General features: G+C 64.6%; 14 protein-coding genes. 1 reads left to right on the top strand and 13 read right to left on the bottom strand.

The features are described 5' to 3' along the window. Window positions 1-42: 42 nt before the first annotated feature. The 13 genes from CHB97_RS22850 to CHB97_RS22910 form a co-directional block, all read right to left on the bottom strand. On the bottom strand, window positions 43-2,460 hold the full coding sequence (locus CHB97_RS22850; protein WP_143271137.1) for a TonB-dependent receptor: 2,418 nt from the start codon (window positions 2,458-2,460) through the stop codon (window positions 43-45). Window positions 2,461-2,944: 484 nt separating this feature from the next. After that, entirely contained in the window at window positions 2,945-4,168 is a 1,224-nt protein-coding gene (locus CHB97_RS22855; RefSeq protein ID WP_160106180.1) for a cytochrome P450, read from the bottom strand. A 142-nt stretch (window positions 4,169-4,310) separates the two neighbouring features. Then, complete coding sequence (locus tag CHB97_RS22860) at window positions 4,311-5,834, bottom strand: class I adenylate-forming enzyme family protein (RefSeq protein ID WP_089290337.1); 1,524 nt, start codon at window positions 5,832-5,834, stop codon at window positions 4,311-4,313. A gap of 27 nt (window positions 5,835-5,861) precedes the next feature. After that, complete coding sequence (locus CHB97_RS22865) at window positions 5,862-6,644, bottom strand: thioesterase family protein (RefSeq protein WP_160106182.1); 783 nt, start codon at window positions 6,642-6,644, stop codon at window positions 5,862-5,864. Window positions 6,645-6,655: 11 nt separating this feature from the next. Beyond that, window positions 6,656-8,755 (bottom strand): acetate--CoA ligase family protein, encoded by a 2,100-nt coding sequence (locus CHB97_RS22870; RefSeq protein WP_089290339.1) that lies wholly within the window; start codon window positions 8,753-8,755, stop codon window positions 6,656-6,658. Window positions 8,756-8,780: 25 nt separating this feature from the next. Further along, entirely contained in the window at window positions 8,781-9,611 is an 831-nt protein-coding gene (locus CHB97_RS22875; protein WP_160106184.1) for an SDR family NAD(P)-dependent oxidoreductase, read from the bottom strand. Between the two features lie 39 nt (window positions 9,612-9,650). Continuing rightward, on the bottom strand, window positions 9,651-10,757 hold the full coding sequence (locus tag CHB97_RS22880; protein WP_160106186.1) for an acyl-CoA dehydrogenase family protein: 1,107 nt from the start codon (window positions 10,755-10,757) through the stop codon (window positions 9,651-9,653). A gap of 5 nt (window positions 10,758-10,762) precedes the next feature. Then, the gene (locus CHB97_RS22885) at window positions 10,763-11,737 is read right to left on the bottom strand and encodes an acyl-CoA dehydrogenase family protein (RefSeq protein WP_089290342.1); all 975 of its coding nucleotides are present in this window, start codon (window positions 11,735-11,737) and stop codon (window positions 10,763-10,765) included. Then, window positions 11,737-12,678: an acyl-CoA dehydrogenase family protein gene (locus CHB97_RS22890; protein ID WP_089290343.1), complete on the bottom strand. Its 942-nt coding sequence runs from the start codon at window positions 12,676-12,678 to the stop codon at window positions 11,737-11,739. Before CHB97_RS22890 ends, CHB97_RS22885 begins: the two co-directional genes overlap by 1 nt. A gap of 3 nt (window positions 12,679-12,681) precedes the next feature. Beyond that, a complete protein-coding gene (locus CHB97_RS22895; protein WP_089290344.1) occupies window positions 12,682-13,830 on the bottom strand; it encodes an acyl-CoA dehydrogenase family protein in 1,149 nt (382 codons plus the stop codon). A 46-nt stretch (window positions 13,831-13,876) separates the two neighbouring features. Further along, window positions 13,877-14,728 (bottom strand): MaoC/PaaZ C-terminal domain-containing protein, encoded by an 852-nt coding sequence (locus CHB97_RS22900; RefSeq protein WP_089290345.1) that lies wholly within the window; start codon window positions 14,726-14,728, stop codon window positions 13,877-13,879. Window positions 14,729-14,826: 98 nt separating this feature from the next. Next, window positions 14,827-15,972, bottom strand: coding sequence for a thiolase family protein (locus tag CHB97_RS22905; RefSeq protein WP_089290346.1), 1,146 nt, complete (start codon window positions 15,970-15,972; stop codon window positions 14,827-14,829). A gap of 18 nt (window positions 15,973-15,990) precedes the next feature. After that, window positions 15,991-16,398, bottom strand: a complete 408-nt coding sequence (locus CHB97_RS22910) for a Zn-ribbon domain-containing OB-fold protein (RefSeq protein WP_089290347.1) — start codon at window positions 16,396-16,398, stop codon at window positions 15,991-15,993. A 467-nt stretch (window positions 16,399-16,865) separates the two neighbouring features. Between CHB97_RS22910 and CHB97_RS22915 the strand changes: the two genes are divergently transcribed. Beyond that, on the top strand, window positions 16,866-18,362 hold the full coding sequence (locus CHB97_RS22915; RefSeq protein ID WP_089290348.1) for a FadR/GntR family transcriptional regulator: 1,497 nt from the start codon (window positions 16,866-16,868) through the stop codon (window positions 18,360-18,362). The last annotated feature ends 106 nt before the right edge of the window (window positions 18,363-18,468 follow it).

Consider the following 18,468-nt stretch of genomic DNA (forward strand, 5'->3'; position numbering starts at 1 on the left):
GAGCAGGAGGCCCGGCCGGATAATCCCCGGCCGGGCGTCATCTCAGAACCGATAGGTCGCTTCCAGCCCATAGGTGGCGGGCTCACCATAGAACCGGCTGATGAACCCAAAGGTCTCCGCCCGCACTGTACTGAGGGCATAGCTCTTGTCGGTGATGTTTCGCCCGTAAAGGGCAACACTGAACCCGGTTCCACCAATATTGTTCACTTCCAGGCGGGCATTCAGCAAGCTATAAGCTTCCTGAAGATTCCCCGGAACCTCGTCATAATTGTAATAGGTCTTGTCGCGCCAGGTGTAGAAGACGGAACCGGTAAGGCTGGTGCCATCCCCGGCTATTTCTGTCGTATAGGCGGCGCTGAGCGACATGGAGTATTTCGGCTGGGAATGGTAGGCGCGACCCTTCAGGTCAACCTGTTGCGCATTCGCCCCGGTGATAATCCCCTCCTCGAACACCCCATCGAAATAGTTGAATGTCGCCCCAAGCGTCAGCCCCTGCACCGGCATGACCAGCAGCTCGGCCTCCCCCCCCCACAGGCGCGCCTTGCCGACATTCTGGGTCAGGGACTGCGGCCCGGAGGCGTCACTGATGACTTGCGTCAACTGCAAGTCATTGTACCAGGAATGGAATCCCGCAGCGTTGAAGCGGATTTCCATATTGCTCAGACTGTGCTCCAGCTTCACGCCGGCTTCGACATCATTCACCGATTCCGGCCTGAAGACATTCTGCGGGCCGGAGAAGGGAGAGGTCACATTGAAGCCACCCGCCTTGTAACCATGCCGATGCGCGAGATAGAGCAGGGTGCCGCGCTCCGGCTTCCAATCCGCCGAGACGACATAGTTTCCGGCATTGAAATTCACCGTGCCGCGGCGCTCGCAGGCCGCGGTGTCCACGGTCAATGGCGACGGGCCGGCCGTATAGGGGATGAGGGAGCAGACACGCAACCCACTGGCCGGGGGCGTGAAGGGCAACAGGATCGTCCCCGGCACGAACACCCGGTATTGCTGGTCGAACAATTCCGACTTGTCCCAGGTATGACGATATCCGGCCGTCAGCGACACCGTGTCGGTGAGCTTGTACCCGGCCTGGGTAAACAGGGCGCGGCTGCTTTCATCCCGATGGGCATATTGCGGATTATAGAAGAACAGCGGCGTCATGACCGCCCCAGCCGAGGTGGCACCGAACCGGGTGTCGCCGTTGAACGGATTCTCTTTCGACGTCAGATAAAAGGCACCGGTGATCAGGTTGAGCCGATCCTCGAGGAGCGAGGTCTGAACCTGCAATTCATCGGTGATCTGACGGCTGTGTCGAGCATAGCCGACCGACAGAAGATCATAGGACAGGTTATCATAATCCATGACACCGGAAAATTCCTGGTCATGAAATCCGAAGATGTTCTTAATCGTCATCGAGTCGTTGATTTTATACGCCGTCGTGTTGGAAACACCATAAGCCTTGATTTTGGAAAATCCGGGGTTGTCATTATTGACTCGGCGAATTCCCGACGCCATCTGATCATTGGCCGCCGCAATGATGCCTGCCGAGGCTTGGTTCAAGGGCGCTGGCAGTCCCGCGAGGATCGGCGGCAGCGCGAAGAATTGGGCAATGACATAGCCGGGGCCGCGCTCGTTGATATTTGTATAATTGATCACCGTGTCATTGCTGAAGTCGCTGTTCGGCTCGAACCGGATCGAGGCGCGCAGATTCTCGTGATGCTGGTTATCCAGGTCGGGACCGGAATTGTTCTGGGTGAACCCATCACGGCGCTGCAGATTGCCGGCCACGCGGACGGCCAGCGTCGGGGCGATCGGGACATTCAGCGCCCCTTCCACATAGCGATCATTCAGATTGCCGACGCGGCCGGTGATATAACCTTCAAAATCGAAGGTCGGACGTTTGCCGGTGAACAGAACGGCGCCGCCATTGGTATTCTTACCGAACAATGTACCCTGTGGGCCCTTCAGCATCTGCACATTGCTGAGGTCGAACACGGCCCGCGACACTTCACCACCGAAGACCGGCACCTCATTCATATAGGCAACGACACCCGGAGGCGCGTCATCCGCTGCCGCCTTCTGGCCTCGGATCGTGTAGCCACCCGCGGCCCGGCCTTGGCTCTGGGTCCCCGACACGCTGAGTCCAGGAGTGGCCATCTGCAAGTCGAAAATGTCACGAACGGCCTTCTGCTCCAGCGCTTCGGCCGAGAGGGCGGTCACGGATAAGGGCACGTCCTGCAGTTTTTCTTCCCGGCGGCGCGCCGTGACGACGATTTCCTGCAACATGCTGACGGTGGAATCCGCGACCTCTCCGGTCCGGCCGGCCGCCTCCGCCTCCGTCTGGGCCAGCGCTGGCATTGCCGTCATCAACAGACCCAATGCGGTGCCGACACGAAGAACCACACTTCGCTGCATCATAAAACCTCCCTGGACTTTATTTTTATTTGGTGCACTGTTTTCGCACAAAAATGACCGACTTGCAAGGATCGCTGTTCACATCTCCTCATCTAGTGTACTTAATTCTCAATTTATGCCAGTCGGCAGGAACAGCGGAGGCCTCGGGGCCCCGGCGCTGAAGAAGCCCCTGTCCCGATTATCATTCCCTATCGGGACAGGGGACAGGCGGACCATACAGACGGTCAAAGCGTTTAATACCAACGGTCATAATTCATGACCGTTGGTACGGCGGCGACTGCCGCCGCGCCGCTCGTGCGGCGTAGCCAAGCCAGCGGATGCTGGCGCCGGCGATTGAGGGGCAGGAAAGATTGACCAACGGTCAAGATTTCATGCCACTGGTATAATGGTCGTTATGGGAGCCACTGGCAGCGCACCGCCCATGCGCGTCAAGCCAAGGCGGCGGGGCCGAGTCAGGTCAAGGCTGCGGCACCGCCGCCCGGTAAATGAGGAACCCCTGATCCGGGCAATCGGTCAGGATCAAGGGCCGTGGGTGTCAGAACCGGATCGGCATAGTGTCGTAACCGAAGACGACGCCGACATCGGAGGCGAACTTCATGCCGTCCTCCACCAGCGTATAGTCAGGGGCCGCCGCCAGCAGAGCCGCCAGGGCCGCCTCGATTTCAACCCGGGCCAGCGGCGCCCCCAGGCAGGTATGGGCGCCAATGCCAAAGGTCAGGTGACGGTTATCCTTGCGGTCGATATCAACGCTGAACGGACAGGAGAACCGGCTTTCATCAAAATTGGCCGCCGCCCACAGCATCAGCACCTTTTCTCCCTTGGCGATCCTGACGCCACCGACCTCTACATCCCGCGTTGCCGTGCGGCTCAGCGCCTGCTGCGGCGCCATGACACGCAGGAACTCCTCAATGGCGGTCGGCAGCAGGTCGGGATTATCCACCAGCCGCTTGCGCAGAGCGGGTGCGCGGCCCAGATGGGCGGCAAAGGTGCCGACGGCTGCCTGGGCCGTGTCCAGCCCGCCAATATAGAGCAGGGAAACCATGCTCTGAATCTCTTCAATGGTCAGGCGGCGGCCCTTGGCCTCATGCTCATGCAGCTTCTGGATCATGCCGCCGGCCTTGGCGATCTGTGGGTTACGCACATCCTGGGCAACGCGCTGCAGGAAGCCGATCATTCCGGCCACCATCTCTTCCTGCGTGCCCTTGCCGAAGGTGGCATTATGCACCGGGTCGGCATAGGCGAACCAGTCATTCTCCTCCACCCCCAACAGGCGCAGGGTGATGATGCCGGCCAATGGCTGGGCCAGATCCAGCACGACATCCATGCCGCCTTCGGCGCGTTTGGCAGCAATCAGCTTGTCCGCCAAGTCCCGTAATTCCGGCTTCAGCGCCTTCATCTTGCCTGGCGACAGCATCTGATTCAGCGGCAGCCGGTAGGCGAGCGAGGCTGGCGGATCGCGGTCGATCGGCAGGGTGGTCAGCCCGCCCACCGGCTTGGGAATGATGATCCCATCTTCGGAACTGAAGGTCTCATCATCCTTGGCAATCCGGCAGATATCATCATAGCGGGCAAAAACCCAGAAGCCGCCATGAGCCGAGGTGTGGACCACCGGCGCATGGGCCAGCATATAGCGCAGCACCTCCTTGTGCCGGTCCCGGAAGAACGACGAATGATGGTCGAAATTCTCAACAAAGGCCTTGATCTCGGCATCGCCCGTCAGGCTGGCTTCATCCGCGCGACACAAGTTGGCTGTGGCCATTTCCCGCCCTTTCATGGTTTTCTGCGACCGGCACCCTTCCCGTCCCAGCGGAATGCGGTGGCATCCTGACAAGGCGGAGGCGCCGGATCTTTGAATAGTGCACCAATATAACAAGGCAGCGCCGCCGGCGCCAGGGGGATGGTCAGGAACCAGTGCCCTGTTGTGTGGCGAACATTTCCCGAATGGCCAGCACACTGACCTTCATCGATGCCGTGCGCGGCAGTTCCTGCACGGCGCGCAGGGCCACCGGTATCTGATAGGGGGAAAGCCGGTCGCGCAGGAATTCCTTCAGCGCCTCGGGCTCCGGCGCTGCATGACCGGCTTTGACAATATAGGCCGCCACCGGCACCTCCCCCAGGCGGGGATCGGAAATGCCCCCGACGGCCGCCTCCAGGATGGCGGGATGCTGCTCCAGCGCCTTCACCACGTCATCGGGCATGACTTTGAAGCCGCCGCGAATGATGGCATTGTCATAGCGGCCGCGGATGAACAGGAAACCGTCTTCGTCCAGCACGGCGCGATCGGTGGTGTCCAGCCAGTCCCGGCCATTGCCCAGATGGCCGGCGCACAGGGATAACACCCCTTCCCGCCCTGCCGGCAGCGGCTCCCGGCTGTCCGGATCCAGAATGCGGCCCTGAATGCCGGGATTGAGCCGGCCGACCGAGCCCCGCTTGGCCGCGCCGAAGTGATGGAAATCGGCCAATGTCCAGCCGGCGACGCCGCCGGCAAATTCCGTGGCGCCATAGACCTGCAGAACGGGAATGCCATAGGTTTCCAGAAACCGGTCGGCCAGATCCGGGTCCAGGGGGGCGGTGGAGGTGCGCCAGACCTTCAGACAGGCCAGATCGGCCCTGTCCACCCCAGCATCCAGCACCATGCGCAGCACGGCCGGCGGGGTGGAAACGACGCGCGGCCGGTGCCGGCGCAGACCGTCGACAAAGGGCGCCACGGCGAAACGCTCCAGCAGGAAGGTCTGCCGGCCCGAGACCAGGGTGTTCATTACCCCCCAGACGCCGCCAATATGGGCGAACGGCACCATGACGAAACTGATGCCCGAGCGCAGGCGGGGCGTGTCATCCTCCTGCCGGCCGCGCTCATAAAGGGCGGCATCGTACAGCATCTTTTCGAACAGGGCCGCCTTCAACGGGATGCGCTTGGGCGTGCCGGTGGTGCCGCTGGTCAGCATCTCCATGGCAATTCCGGGGGCTGTGGACAGATCGGTGGCCCTCAGCCGTTCCAGACCGGGCACCAGGGTCACCCGGCCGTCCCGGTGATCCGGCAACAGAATCCCCAGCACCCCGGCAGCTTCCGCCGCCTGACGCAAGGCGGGCCGCGCCCAGTCGCGCGCCATCCCCGCCACGACGGGAAGCCGCAGATTCCGGATATCGGTGGCCAGCTTCTCGTCCGGCAATGCCGGGTTCAGGGTGACAAGGCAGCGCCCCCCTACCATGACGGACGCCAAAACGGCCACGCAGGCCGGTTCGTTCCGCAGCATCGTGCCGACCCGGATGCCACCGCCCAGGCCGGCCTCGGCAAGCACCGCTTCAAACTGGTCCTTCACGGCGGCAAGATCCGCCCAGCGCCACCAGATGCCCTGGCATTCAATGGCATTGGCTGGTGGATCGATTGTCATGATCGCATCCAGGGTTTCTTTCAGGGTCCGCATCGCTGGCTCTCCCATGTCATTGCTGGTTCAGGCTGTTGTTGTGCGGTTCAGGTACAATGTCTGGTGACAGCGGCCGATGGGACCGTGCGCATCCGTCAGGTGACCATCCACCAGCGCCATGCCCTGGCCTGCCCCCAGGGATTGCGCCTCCAGCTTCAGCCAGGGCCCGACGGGCATTCGCACCAGATGCAGGGTGATGTCGACATTGGCGAAGCTCCAGGCGCGCCAATCGACAAAGGCCGACAGGCCGCTGCCGAAATCGGCACACATGGCCGCCTGCACAAAGGGGCTGATCGGGGTGCCGGCGACAATGTCCCCGCTGATCCGCAGCCAAACGGTGCCGGGCCCGCGCTCCTCCAGCCCGCCACGCACCAGCCGGCTGTCGACCAGATGGCGAAGACGGGAGCGCGGGGCCAGCAGCGGCGGTGCCTGCGGCGGGTCTCCCGGCCTGTCATCGGCATCCGGGGTGGCCGGCCCTGCCTCCACCCGCACCCGCAGTGCCGAAACCCGGGCGGTGACAATGCCGTCGGCGAGGATTTCCGCCTCCACCATCTGCAGGCGCTTGCCATCGCGGGGCACGGTGACCCGAGCCGCCACCGGCTGCATCGGCGTCGGCCGCAGCAGGTCGATGACCAGCCGGGTGGTGACCATCGGAACCAGGGTCGGGACCTGTTCGACAAGATGGGCACACAGGCCGGCCAAGGGCACGCCGCCTTGATGCGCCGGGTTCCATGGGCCGGCGACCAGGGGGCCGGGCACGTACAACCCGTCTTCCCCGGTGTAGAAATGCCGGAGTGACTCTGCTGTCATTGCCTGTGTCTTCATGTTGACCACACCGCCAGGGCGTCCAGGCATTCCACCTTGTCCCCCCTGACCCAGAGAGGATTGATCTCCAGCGACGCAAGGTCCGGACCCAGGGCCAGGGCGGCATTGCCGATGCGGCTGATGGTTTCTGCCACCACGTCCAGGTCCGTGGCCGGCGCCCCGCGGTAGCCGGCCAGCAGCCTGGCCCCGCGCAGGCCGACCAGCATCTCCCGCACCTGGGCCGGGGAGACGGGCAGCCGGCGCAGGCTGCTATCCTGCAGCAGTTCCACCAGCACGCCCCCGAACCCGACCGCCAGCGCCAGCCCCCAACCGGAATCGCGGGCCACGCCGACCAACAGTTCCAGGCCGCCCGTGCGCATGGGCGACACGATCACCCCATCGATCCGCGCCTGCGGCCGGGCGGCGGTGACGCTGGCCATGATTGCGTCGTAGGCCTCCCCGACGACGGCATCACCGCTGAGATGGAGGCGCACGCCCCCCACTTCCGTCTTGTGCGGGATATCGGGGGACAGGATTTTCAGCGCCACCGGCTCACCGATGGCGGCGGCGGCTGCCATGGCCGCATCGCGGCTGCGGACGATGCGGGCCGGCACCACCGGCACCCCGGCGGCCCCCAGCATCTCGAGGGTTTCCCGCTCCGTCACCGGACGGGCGGCGATGGGGGCAGGCAAGGCCAGGGGGGGTGGCAGACCCGCCCGCACCTTGGCTGACCAGGCGAAGGCCGCGCCGACGGCGCGCATGGCATGGTCCAGACCGCTGACTACCTGGCCCAGCCCCGCTTCCTGCGCAATGGACCGGCCGAATTCGCTGATCGGCTGATAGGTCTGCTGCAGCAGAAAGCCTTTTACCCCGGCGTCGGCAATGCCCTGGGCAATGGCCCGGATGGCCGGACGGTTGAAGCCCGACAGTTCGGCGGCGTCGGTCGGCAGTTCAAAGCAGGCGGCGACCAGTCCCACCTCCGGGTCCGGTGCGATGGCGGCAATGGACCGGCGGAACAGGTCCGGATCGGCCATTGCCGCCCCGGTAATATCCAACGGATTATGCGCGGCACCGTAGCCCGGCAGTTCCGCCGCCACCCGCGCCACCGTTTCGGCGGTGAAGCGGGCGAAGGGCACCCCATGCGCCTCCCCCAGATCGGCCATCATCTCGCACGCCCCGCCGGAGATGGAGGCGACGGCGAATTTCCGGTCCGGCAGCACGCCGGTGAAGGCCAGGAAATCGGCCGTCGTCAGCAATTCTTCCAGCGTCTGGACGCGGATGATGCCCAGTTCGGCGCAGACGGCATCGAAAATCCGGTCATCCCCGACCAGGGCGCCGGTATGGGCCTGGGCGACAGCAGCCGCCAGTTCCCCCACCCCTACCTTCAACATGATGATCGGCTTGGCGGCAGCCAAGGCTCGTTCCGCTACCGGAATAAAGGCCGCCGGATCTCGGATGGTTTCCGCAAACACGGCAATGGCGCGGGTGCCTGTGTCATCCACCAGGAAATCCAGCACCTCTGCCAGCCCGACCTGCGCCTCGTTCCCCAGGGCCACGGCATAGGTCAGCGACACATTGGTCCGGGCCGCCGTGCGGCAGAGGATGCCGGCCGTGGCCCCACTCTGGCTGACCAGGCCGACGCGGGGGGCAGCCAGGGTCGGCGTGACCAGAGGCAGCGTGCCCAGCCCAACCTTATTCACGAAATTGTTGAAGCCCAGACTGTTGGGGCCCAGCAGGGTCAGGCCCAGATCGCCGGCGCGGCTGAAGACCCGCGCCTGCTCTGCCGCCCCTTCCGGCCCGATCTCGGCAAAGCCGGACGTGACGACGACCCCCTGGCGAATGCCGGCCGCCGCCATCTCCTCGACCGCTTCGGCCAGACCGGCCGCTGGCACGGCGATGAAGGCGGCATCCACCGGCTCCCCGATGCCAGTGGCGGCGGTAACGGTGGGCCTGCCCAACACCGTGCCGCCGCGCCGGTTCACCAGATGGATCGGACCGGTGAAGTTGAAATTATCCAGCAGCTTCAGCGCCATGGCGCCCCAGGGATTTTTCTCCGAAGCACCCAGAATGGCAATGCTGCGCGGATTGAACAGCCGCTGGAGGGGGCTGGTGGTCATCAGGCAAACTCCCTTTAAGCGGATTTCAAGCCAGCAGCGCGGCGGCCCCGCCATGGATCAGGGCGCTGGCGGCAGCACCGGCGGTCATGGCCTGGTCAATGGCGATTTCCGATCCGGTGATCAGGGCCGCTTCCGGCAGGCACAGCGCAGCCAGGGCAGCGGCAACATCGGCCGGCTTCATCATCAATGACCGGTAATGCGCCAGCCTTTCATCGCTGGGAACGGCACCGGACCCGGTGGCCGATTGCGCCATGGCGATGGTGGTGGCGCGGTTCATTTCCGATTCCACGCCCCCGAGGATGATGGCATTCGCGCGGACATTGGCATCCACCCCTTCAGCAGCCAGCACCTTGGTCAGATGCACCAGCCCGGCCTTGGCGGCGCAATAGGCCGCCATCTTGGTGATGCCGAAGTGGGCATTGATGGAGGCGATATTGAGAATCACGCCGTCGCGCTGCGCCCGCATCGTCGGCAATGCCAGACGGCACAGGCCAAAGGCGGCGCTGAGATTGACGGCGATGGTCTGATCCCAGGCGGTGTCCGGGTAGTCCTGAACTGGGGCCAGGATCCCGCCGACCCCGGCATTGTTGATCAGGATGTCCAGCCGCCCTGTCGCCGACAGGCAGGCGGCGACGGCCCGTTCACGGCAAGCCGGGTTGGTAATGTCACCGGCGATGAAATCCAGGTGACCGCCGGCGGCCCTGATCTCCGCCGCCAGCACCTCCCCCCGCTCGGCCCGGCGGGCAATACCCACCACATGGGCGCCCATGGCGGCGAAGACCCGGGCCACTCCCTCGCCCAACCCGGCGCTTACCCCGGTCACCAGGGCCGTCCGCCCCGTCAGATTGATCGACATGGTGCCTCCCATACTGTTCTTGTTCATTGGCAGCGGGGATCAAGCCTTCAGCCCCAGCCCCTGCCGGGCGATGATGCTGGTCATGATTTCCGTCGTCCCGCCGCCCAGAGATTCCTCCAGCGTCTGCCGCCAGAGCTGTTCGATGGGGGCCGCCGTCGTCAGGGCCGCCGGAATTCCGAAATCCATCGCCGCCCGGGCAATGGCCTGAATCGTGTCGGTGGAGGCGCGCTTGTTGGCCGCCGCGGCAATGCTGGCCCGCACATCATCGCCCTGGGCCGTCAGGACGCGCAGCGCATGGGCCTGGCATTCCAGCACATCGACCGCCAGTTCCGCCAACCGCTCCCGCACCACCGGATCGCGGTCCAGACCGTGGGCCATCGCCCAGTCGCGCACCGTTTCATAATCGGCCAGCACTCGCTTGGGCGGAAACTGCACATGGCGTTCATCGGCCAGGCTGGCATTCATCATCTTCCAGGCGCCGTCCTGCGGCCCGATCCGCTGATCGACAGGGACGATGACGTCATCGAAGAACAGCTCGCAGAAGACATTGCCGCTCATCTTCGCCATCGGCCGGATACGCAGGCCCGGTGCCCGCAGATCGACGATCAGCAGGGACAGGCCGGCGGCGCGGCTGGCCACCTCCCCCGTGCGGCAGAGCAGCCAGAGATAATCGGAGTCCTGGGCCGACGAGCTCCAGATCTTGGTGCCATTGATACGGTAGCCCTCCGGCCCCAATTCCGCCCGGGTGCGTAACGAGGCAAGATCAGAACCGGCCTCCGGCTCCGAATAGCCCAGGGAGAACATCAGCTCGCCGGTGCGGATCGGCTCCAGCCAGCGCGCCTTCTGGGCATCGGTGCCATAGCGGATGATCGTCTTGGCGACAATCCCGGCCGATAGCGGCGGACGGGCGATGCGGGCATGAGCCATTTCGTCCCACAGCAGGAACTCATAGATCGGCGGCAGCCCGCGGCCGCCATGATCCACCGGCCAGCCCAGTGACAGCCAGTTCTTCACCCCCAACGCCTTGTAGAAGGCCCGCAGGCCCGCATGGTCCCTACCCTGCAGATATTGTCCCAGCCCCCGCCAGGGGGCCAGAAAGGCCCGTACCTCGGCCAGGAAGGCCCGTTCCGCGGATGAATATGCCAATTGCATCAGGTTTCCTCCACGACGGGCCATAATTCGGGATCAAGGACCGCGGCGCCCTGCAGGGGCAGTGTCTGCCGGATGCCGCGCACGGAGGGTTCCAGGACAGCATACTCCTGAATGCGGCGGGACAGCCAGCCGACGGGCCCTTCCTCCATGACCCCATAGGCACCGAAGGTCTGGTGGGCGGCAAAGGCGGCACGCAGGGCGGCGCGGCTGGCCGACAACCGGGCGGCGGCGGCCAGATCGGCGGCATCCGCTCGGGCGGCATCGATGGCCAGGGCCGCCGCGCGGGCCAGTTGCTGTGCCCCGTCCAACCGCATCAGGGCTTCGGCCAGGGGGAAGGCGACGGCCTGGAATTCCCCCAGCGCCTTGCCGAATTGCCGCCGGGTGCGCGCATGGTCGGCGGCGATATCGACCAGGAAACGACCCGCCCCGCCGGTATAAGCCGCCAGCGCCATGTCGAAACGCGCCCGCACCGTGTGCGCATCGCCCGGCAGCGCGGCACCCGCGCCGACCTCTGCCACCGCACTGCGTCCCAACGTGTCGATGGCGGCGCCGGCTATGCCGGAGCACAGGCCAGCAGGCGTGATCAGCACGATATCATCGGCCAGAGCGGCCCAGGCCACCGTCGTGCCGGCCCCCACCGTCGCCAGCCGCTCCCCGGCGGCCACGGCATCCCAATCGGCCAGACCGGCCGCAGCGGCGGCGATGGACTGCGCCACCGGGCCGGGAAAACCGTGATAGCCCAGTTGCTCGGCCCCGATACAGGCGAAAAGCTGCGCCTGTTCCATGTCGGTACCGGCCATTTCCAGCAGGCCCAGGGCCGCCATTTCCGCCCATAATTCCCAGGAAAACGGCATGTCGCGGCGGGCATTGACATCCTTGCCCAGGCGGCGCTCGCAGAAGCGCCGGACGGACTCTTCCAGTTCCACAGCCTCGGGCGGCAGGGCCAGATCCAGACTTCTCGCTCCCCCGCCCATCAGGCACCTGCCCAGGTTGCGGCCACCGTCGCGGCCGCCTGGGTCCGGGCGCCGCCCATCTCGCCTTGCAGCAGGCGCAGACGGAAGGTCCAGAAATGCAGGGTATGTTCCAGGGTCATCCCCAGGGCGCCATTGAACTGGTGGGTGTCGTAATTGATGGGGGTGATCGCCTGCTGGGCATAAAGAGCGGCCAAGGCTGCATCCTGGTCACCGCCGCTCCAGGCCGCCTTCAGCGCCAACCAGTAGACGGCGCGGACGCGCTGAATATCGGCGGACAGACGGTGCTGTACGGCCTGATAGGAACCGACCGGCCGGCCGAAGACCAGCCGGTCCTTGACATAGGCCGTGGTGAAATCCACGGCCGCCTGCAAGGCGGCAGCCGTTTCCAGCGCAAGGCCGACGCGCCACAGGCGCCGCAGGCGCGGCACCGCCGCGGCCCCTAGCCGCTCCGCTGCGGTGAAGTCAGGCAGAGTCATCAGCCGACCCAGAGGATAGGCGAACATGGAATGGATCGGTTCCACCGCCAGCCCGTCCGTCGACAGCACAGCGACATCATCGCCCAAATCGACGATCAGGGTCCGGGCGCGGTCCAGGAAGCGGACGGCGCGAGTCAGATCCTCCAGCCGGGCCACCGCCACCGGCCGGGGCAGGTCGCGGCCGGTCAGCAGCGGGCCGATGAAGGCCGCACCCGCCGTCTCCAGGACCAGCGGCGACCGCCCCGTCTCATAGACCAGCAGGGCCGCTTCCAGGGCGCCACAACCCTCTGTCAGAGCCAGGGAGAAGAATTCGCCTTCCGCCAGATCACGGTCCAGCTGGTCGGCATAGCAATATTCTACTGGCTTCAGGGTGGCACCGGAACGCGGCACGTCCATATGATTGGACACCATCTGTACGATGGCATCGTGAATGGCGCGCTGGTCGCTGGTCAGCTCCAGATCCATGGCTCAGGCCCCCCGCGGCAGGCCGAGATAGCGGCCGGAAATCATGTTCAACTGCACTTCCGCCGCACCGGCAGCGATGCCGGCGGTGATGGCGGAGGTGAAATGGGAGCGCAACATGCCGTCCCCCTGCTCCGTCAGCAGATCGGACAGGTAGGTGGAGGCGATGTTGGCGACGGCGTGATCGGCCTGGACCATGGCATAGCGCGCGACATAGGTGTCGGGGCCGGGCGGCCGTTCCTTGGCCCGGCCATCAATGACCACATAGGTCAACAGCCGCGCCGCCTCCGTCGCCGCCAGGGCCGTCGCCAGTTCGGCCTGCACCGTCGGGTCGTCGAACAGGCCCCGCTGCTTCAGATGCGCCACCACCCGGTCCAGGGTGCGGCGGGAAAATTCGTAACGGGCGGCCCCGATCCGTTCATAATGCAGGATGGTGGTGACGATGTCCCAGCCCTTGCCCGGCTCGCCCAGCAACGCGTCGGCCGGAACACGCACATCTGTGAAGAACACCTCGTTGAAATCATGCGGGCTATGGATGGCCGGGATCGGCCGCACCTCCATTCCCGGTGAGTTGACCGGCAGGATGAAACAGCTCACCCCGCCCTTGCCGCTGCCGCCCACACGGGCCAGCAGGAACATGATGTCGGCCCGCGATGCGTAGGAGGTCCAGACCTTCGACCCGTTGATGACATAGCCATCGGCATCGGGCTCAGCCCGGGTCTTCATGTTGGCCAGATCGGTCCCGGCTTCCGGTTCGGAGAATCCCTGGCACCACAGCAGCTTGCCGTCGGCGATGGGGCGCAGATACCGCTGCTTCTGCGCCTCTGTGCCGAATTTCATGATCGCCGGCCCGGCCCAGTTGGCCCCCAGATAGAGGGAGGAGCGGGGCTCACCATTGCTCCACATTTCCTCACTGAGGATGATCTGGCTCCAGGCGCTTGCCTCCTGCCCACCATAGGCGCGCGGCCAGTGCCGCACCACCAGATTACGCTGGGCCAGTTCGGCATTGAATCGACGGGCATGAACCATCAGTTCCGGCCCGGCCGGGCCGTCATAGGCATAGGCGTCCCACCAGTCCGGCGGCAATTGCTGTTCCAGCAGGGAAACCAGTTCGGCCCGATAGGCCTGCTCACTTTCCGTCCAGGCGAAATCCATCCTTCCCTCCCACGGACCTTTCCGGTCCTTTATCTTCCCACCGACTCTAGGCCCGGAAATCCGCGCGGCCATTATTGAGGGCGACGACATCGCGGTCGGCCACCTTGACGCGGAAGGCGGCCTGGCCCGGCCCCTCACGCCAGATTTCCGTCACCAGGGTTTCACCCGGATAGACCGGGGTGGCGAAGCGCACATCCAGGCGCGTCAACCGCTCCGGATCCCCGTCGCACAGGGCCTGAATGATGGCGCGGCCGGCGATGCCATAGCTGCACAGGCCGTGCAGGATCGGCCGCGGGAAGCCGGCCGACCGGGCGACCACCGGATCAATATGCAACGGGTTGAAATCTCCCGACAGTCGGTAGAGCAGCGCCTGATCAACCCGTGTGCCCAGGGTGACGCTGTGATCGGGAGCACGGTCGGGCAGCGGATGCGGGGCCGGCTGCCCCTCCCCCGACCCGCCGAACCCGCCATCCGCCCGCAGAAAGGCCGTGGAACGCACCGTCGCCACCAGCTCACCGCTGGCGGCATCCCGCAATTCCCGCTTCATCACCAGCACCGCCCCCTTTGCGCCCTTGTCATAGAGCGCCTCGTTGACAGCCTGGCCGACCAGCGTGGCGGCCGGCGGCAGGGGCCGGTGCAAGACCAGCCCCTGTTCCCCATGCAGCACATGGGTAAAGGTGATGCCGGCCCGTGGGTCGTCCATCCACATCGGCTCACCGGCCAGTACCACCGCCATGGTCGGCAGCGCCTTCAGGTCCTTTTCATAAACCAGGGGCAGATCAGCCTCGGCGGCACCGGCCCCCAGGCCAAGCGCATAGAGGATGGTCCGCGTCCTGTTATATTTCTCTGTCACCGGATCGAAGCGCCAATCCAGGACGGCTTGCGCATTCACGGGCATATTTCTCCCCTCGCCCAGCACTTGGCGTGCGGGGCCTTGGCAAATTCCAGGCAACCGGTCAGTAGGCCGGGACGGTGCTGGCCCCCCAGCCTTTTGAATCAGAGGCTCTTTTCCAGGATGTGCACGGCGGCGACGGTCCCCAGACCGACAACATGGGTCATGCCCAGCCGCGCCCCTTCCACTTGGCGGGCCCCTGCCGTGCCGCGCAGATGGGCCACCACCTCATACATGTTGGCAATGCCCGTCGCCGCGATCGGGTGTCCCTTGGAAAGCAGCCCGCCGGAGACATTGACGGGAATGCGGCCCCCCAACCGGGTTTCGCCGGTATCGATCATGCGACCGGCCTCACCCACGCCGCAGAGCCGCAAATTTTCATAATGCAGCAGTTCCGCCGTGGCGAAACAATCATGCAGCTCCACCAGATCGATATCGTCCGGCCCCAGCCCCGCCTGTTCATAGGCCTTGTCGGCGGCCATCCTGGTGGCGGTATTGATATCCCACATGGCCAGATTACGCGGTGTATAGGGGTCGGAGGCCAAAGCCGACGCACGGATTTTGACGGCCTGTCCCATCAGCCCGCGCCGCCGCACCTCCTCCTCGCTCATCAGCACGGCCGCCGCCGCCCCGTCGACATTCACCGAACACATCAGCTTGGTGTTGGGATAGGCGATCATCTCCGCCTGCATCACCTCTTCCAGCGGCGTCTCCTTCTGGTACATCGCCTTTGGATTCATCGTCGAATGCCAATGGTTCTTGACACTGACCTGGGCGAACTGGGCGAAGCTGGTGCCATAGTCGCGGGCATAGGCATGGCCGGCCTCGGCAAAGACGCAGGGCATGGAACCAGAGCCCAGCAGCCCCTCGGTGGAAATGCCGGCTGCCGGTTCCCCGCCACCCAGCAGACCGCGCGGCATCACCTCGCACCCCACAGCCAGGGTGATGTCAGCCGCCCCGGCCTTGATCAGGAACATGGCTTCGCGCAGGGTCGTGGCGCCGGTGGCGCAGGCATTTTTGATGTTGGCAGAGGGGATGCCGGTCTGCCCGATCTGCTTTTGTACATCCTGGGCGATCATGCCCACCGGATCGAACTGGTTGCCGCAATAAAGCGCCTGGATGTCGCGGATGCTCACCCCCGCCTCATCCATGGCGCCCAGCGCCACCTCGGCCCCCAACTCCCCGGGGGTCTTGCCGGGGAACCGACCGAAGCGCAGCATGTCGATGCCGACGATATAGACGTCTCTCATGATCTTGCGCTCCGGCGTTCAGGCGGCTTCAAAAAAATAGCTGACATAGCGGTTGCCTTCGCGGTCCTGGCGGCCGGCATCGTCAAAGACCAACCTGACCGGCATGTCGAAGCAGATGGCGTCCGGCGTCGGCGCCACACCGCGCAGATTGCCCTTCAGCACCGTCCCATCATCCATGTCGACGACGACGGAAATGAACGGGACGGTCACACCGGGGAAGGAACGGTGGACGATGGAATAACTATGCAGCCGACCGGTCGGCGTGACCATGAAGGGCTGCAGGGTCCCCCGCGCCCCGCAGGACGGGCAAGCCAGCGATGGCGCCGTCAATATCGCCGCACAGACGGAACAGCGCCGTGCTTCGACATGGGCTCGCCCCTCCGCATCCACCACCAGCCAGGGCGCCACACTTTTCGGGATGGCCATTGATCTCCCCTCCTTAAATTGGGATCCTCATTTTTTAACAAGTATACTATTTAAATTCGCCTTGTCCAGCCACCGGCGCGCCCGTATGCGCAAATAGGTCATAAGGGACGGCTCTCCGCCCGGGATGCCTAGTGGAGAGCGCGGAAACGGGTTGTACTTTCAGGCAGCGACACCACCCCACCCTTGACCGGCGTGAGGAGGAGGGTGTTGCCCTCCCCGGAATGACCGGTTAAATCAGCATACTATAATGGGATTCACCCATAGCGATTCGTTACATGACCGGGACAGACACCGCAGAGAGCAGGGAATCCTCCAGGCCTGCGCGATGTGCTTGCCGTCATTGCTCCAGTAGCCTACATTGGGTCTAGGCGTCGGCAGAGGGCTTACCACATCCCGGTACAGGGATTGGGGGCGGGCGCTGATCGGTCAATGTCGTAAAATCAGAATCCAAGCGGGGCATTTCAATCTTGGGCGCAACCACGGACACCAGCGTTCCGGCTGCCACAGCAGAGCGACACGTCGCACTGCCAGCAGAAGGGGCGCGCAAGCGCAAGCTCGGGGAGAAGGTGGCGGCCAGAATCCTCGCCGACATCATTCAGCAGGGCTGGAAGGAAGGGGAAAATCTCGGCACGGAAAAGGAGCTGATGGCCCATTACGGTGTCTCCCGTGCCACCTTGCGGGAAGCGATCCGTCAGGTTGAACGCCATGGCGCCGCTGCCATGCGCCGCGGCGCCGGGGGGGGGCTGCTGGTCTCCGCGCCACCGCGGGACGCGGCCGTCCGCGCCATTATCACCTTCCTGGAATTTTCCCGCATCAGCTTCCATGAGCAGCATGAGGTGCGTGAGCAATTGGAACGCACCATCGCCCGGCTGGCATCGGAGCGCATCACGCCGGACGGTGCCGAACATCTGTCGGCCCTGGTGGACGAGCTACAGCAGGCCGAGGATATTGCCGGCAATATCACCGGTAACATGAAGATCCGGGTGGCGGTGGCGCAGGCGACGGGCAATCCCTCCCTGCCCCTGTTCATTGAGGCTCTGAACGGCGTCCTGCGGGATATTCTGGCCGTGCTGCAGGTGGACCAGCGTGATTTTCAGCGTGACCGGGAATTATCTGTCCTTTTTAAACGGGAACTGGTCAATGCCATCGTCGCCCGCGATGGGGAACGGGCCGACCTGCTGGTGCAGCATGATGTGCGACGCCGGCTGGTGGCGATGACATCGCTGATGACGGCGGCGGCCACCGGCACCATGGAGTCGGGTCAGCGGCTGCCCGGCTGGTCGGAGGCGGCGGAACGGACACAAAAACTCAGCGAGAAGATCGCCTCCCGCATCGTCGCCGACATTGCCCGGACCGGCTGGCAGGCGGGCTTGAACCTGGGAACGGAAGTCGCCCTTCAGCAACGATATTCCGTCAGCCGGGCGGTGCTGCGGGAAGCCCTACGCCAGTTGGAACTGCTCGGCATCGCCCAGGTGAAAAGCGGTGTCCAGGGCGGGGTGATCATCGGTCGGGTCGACCCCTCTTACACGATCGATCTTGTGAAGACCTATCTGCATTCATCGCGGATCAAGATGATCCATTTGTGGGAGACACAGTCCTGCCTGGAAATCTATGCCGTCACGCAACTTGCCCAGATGGCCACCGGCGCGGATATGGAAGCACTGGACCGGCATATCCGACGGATGGAACGGGCAAAACCGGACGATTTCCTGACCACTGCCTCCGCTCTGCATGATGAGATCGCCGAACGGGCAGGCAACCGGGCACTGGCCCTGTTCATCCACATTCTGGTCAATTACGGGCTTGATGAGTTGCCGCCGGTCGATCCGATCCGCATTCCCTGGCTGATGCGCGCGCACATGAATATTGTCGCCGCCATCAAGGCCCATGATGTCGGGCTGGCGAAGGCCGAGACCCTGCAGCTCTTCCTCCATTCGCGGCGTTGGGTCAACGGCCAGCTCTGATCCCAAGAAAAGCAAAGGCGGCAATGCTGGTCCAGCGTCGCCGGCCCGCCATGCTGTGCATCTGGACGCGGGGAGGGCCATCCGTTGGCTGTCCCTGGCGTCCCTG

This window comes from Azospirillum sp. RU38E (genome assembly GCF_900188385.1).
In the GTDB taxonomy this organism is placed as follows: domain Bacteria; phylum Pseudomonadota; class Alphaproteobacteria; order Azospirillales; family Azospirillaceae; genus Niveispirillum.

What these genes read in the sequence shown, in the direction of transcription:
- CHB97_RS22855 (WP_160106180.1), bottom strand. Translation starts at nt 4,168, where the DNA reads ATGGCCACAGCCAACTTGTGTCGCGCGGATGAAGCCAGCCTGACGGGC.
- CHB97_RS22860 (WP_089290337.1), bottom strand. Translation starts at nt 5,834, where the DNA reads ATGCGGACCCTGAAAGAAACCCTGGATGCGATCATGACAATCGATCCA.
- CHB97_RS22865 (WP_160106182.1), bottom strand. Translation starts at nt 6,644, where the DNA reads ATGACAGCAGAGTCACTCCGGCATTTCTACACCGGGGAAGACGGGTTG.
- CHB97_RS22870 (WP_089290339.1), bottom strand. Translation starts at nt 8,755, where the DNA reads ATGACCACCAGCCCCCTCCAGCGGCTGTTCAATCCGCGCAGCATTGCC.
- CHB97_RS22875 (WP_160106184.1), bottom strand. Translation starts at nt 9,611, where the DNA reads ATGTCGATCAATCTGACGGGGCGGACGGCCCTGGTGACCGGGGTAAGC.
- CHB97_RS22885 (WP_089290342.1), bottom strand. Translation starts at nt 11,737, where the DNA reads ATGGGCGGGGGAGCGAGAAGTCTGGATCTGGCCCTGCCGCCCGAGGCT.
- CHB97_RS22890 (WP_089290343.1), bottom strand. Translation starts at nt 12,678, where the DNA reads ATGGATCTGGAGCTGACCAGCGACCAGCGCGCCATTCACGATGCCATC.
- CHB97_RS22895 (WP_089290344.1), bottom strand. Translation starts at nt 13,830, where the DNA reads ATGGATTTCGCCTGGACGGAAAGTGAGCAGGCCTATCGGGCCGAACTG.
- CHB97_RS22900 (WP_089290345.1), bottom strand. Translation starts at nt 14,728, where the DNA reads ATGCCCGTGAATGCGCAAGCCGTCCTGGATTGGCGCTTCGATCCGGTG.
- CHB97_RS22905 (WP_089290346.1), bottom strand. Translation starts at nt 15,972, where the DNA reads ATGAGAGACGTCTATATCGTCGGCATCGACATGCTGCGCTTCGGTCGG.
- CHB97_RS22910 (WP_089290347.1), bottom strand. Translation starts at nt 16,398, where the DNA reads ATGGCCATCCCGAAAAGTGTGGCGCCCTGGCTGGTGGTGGATGCGGAG.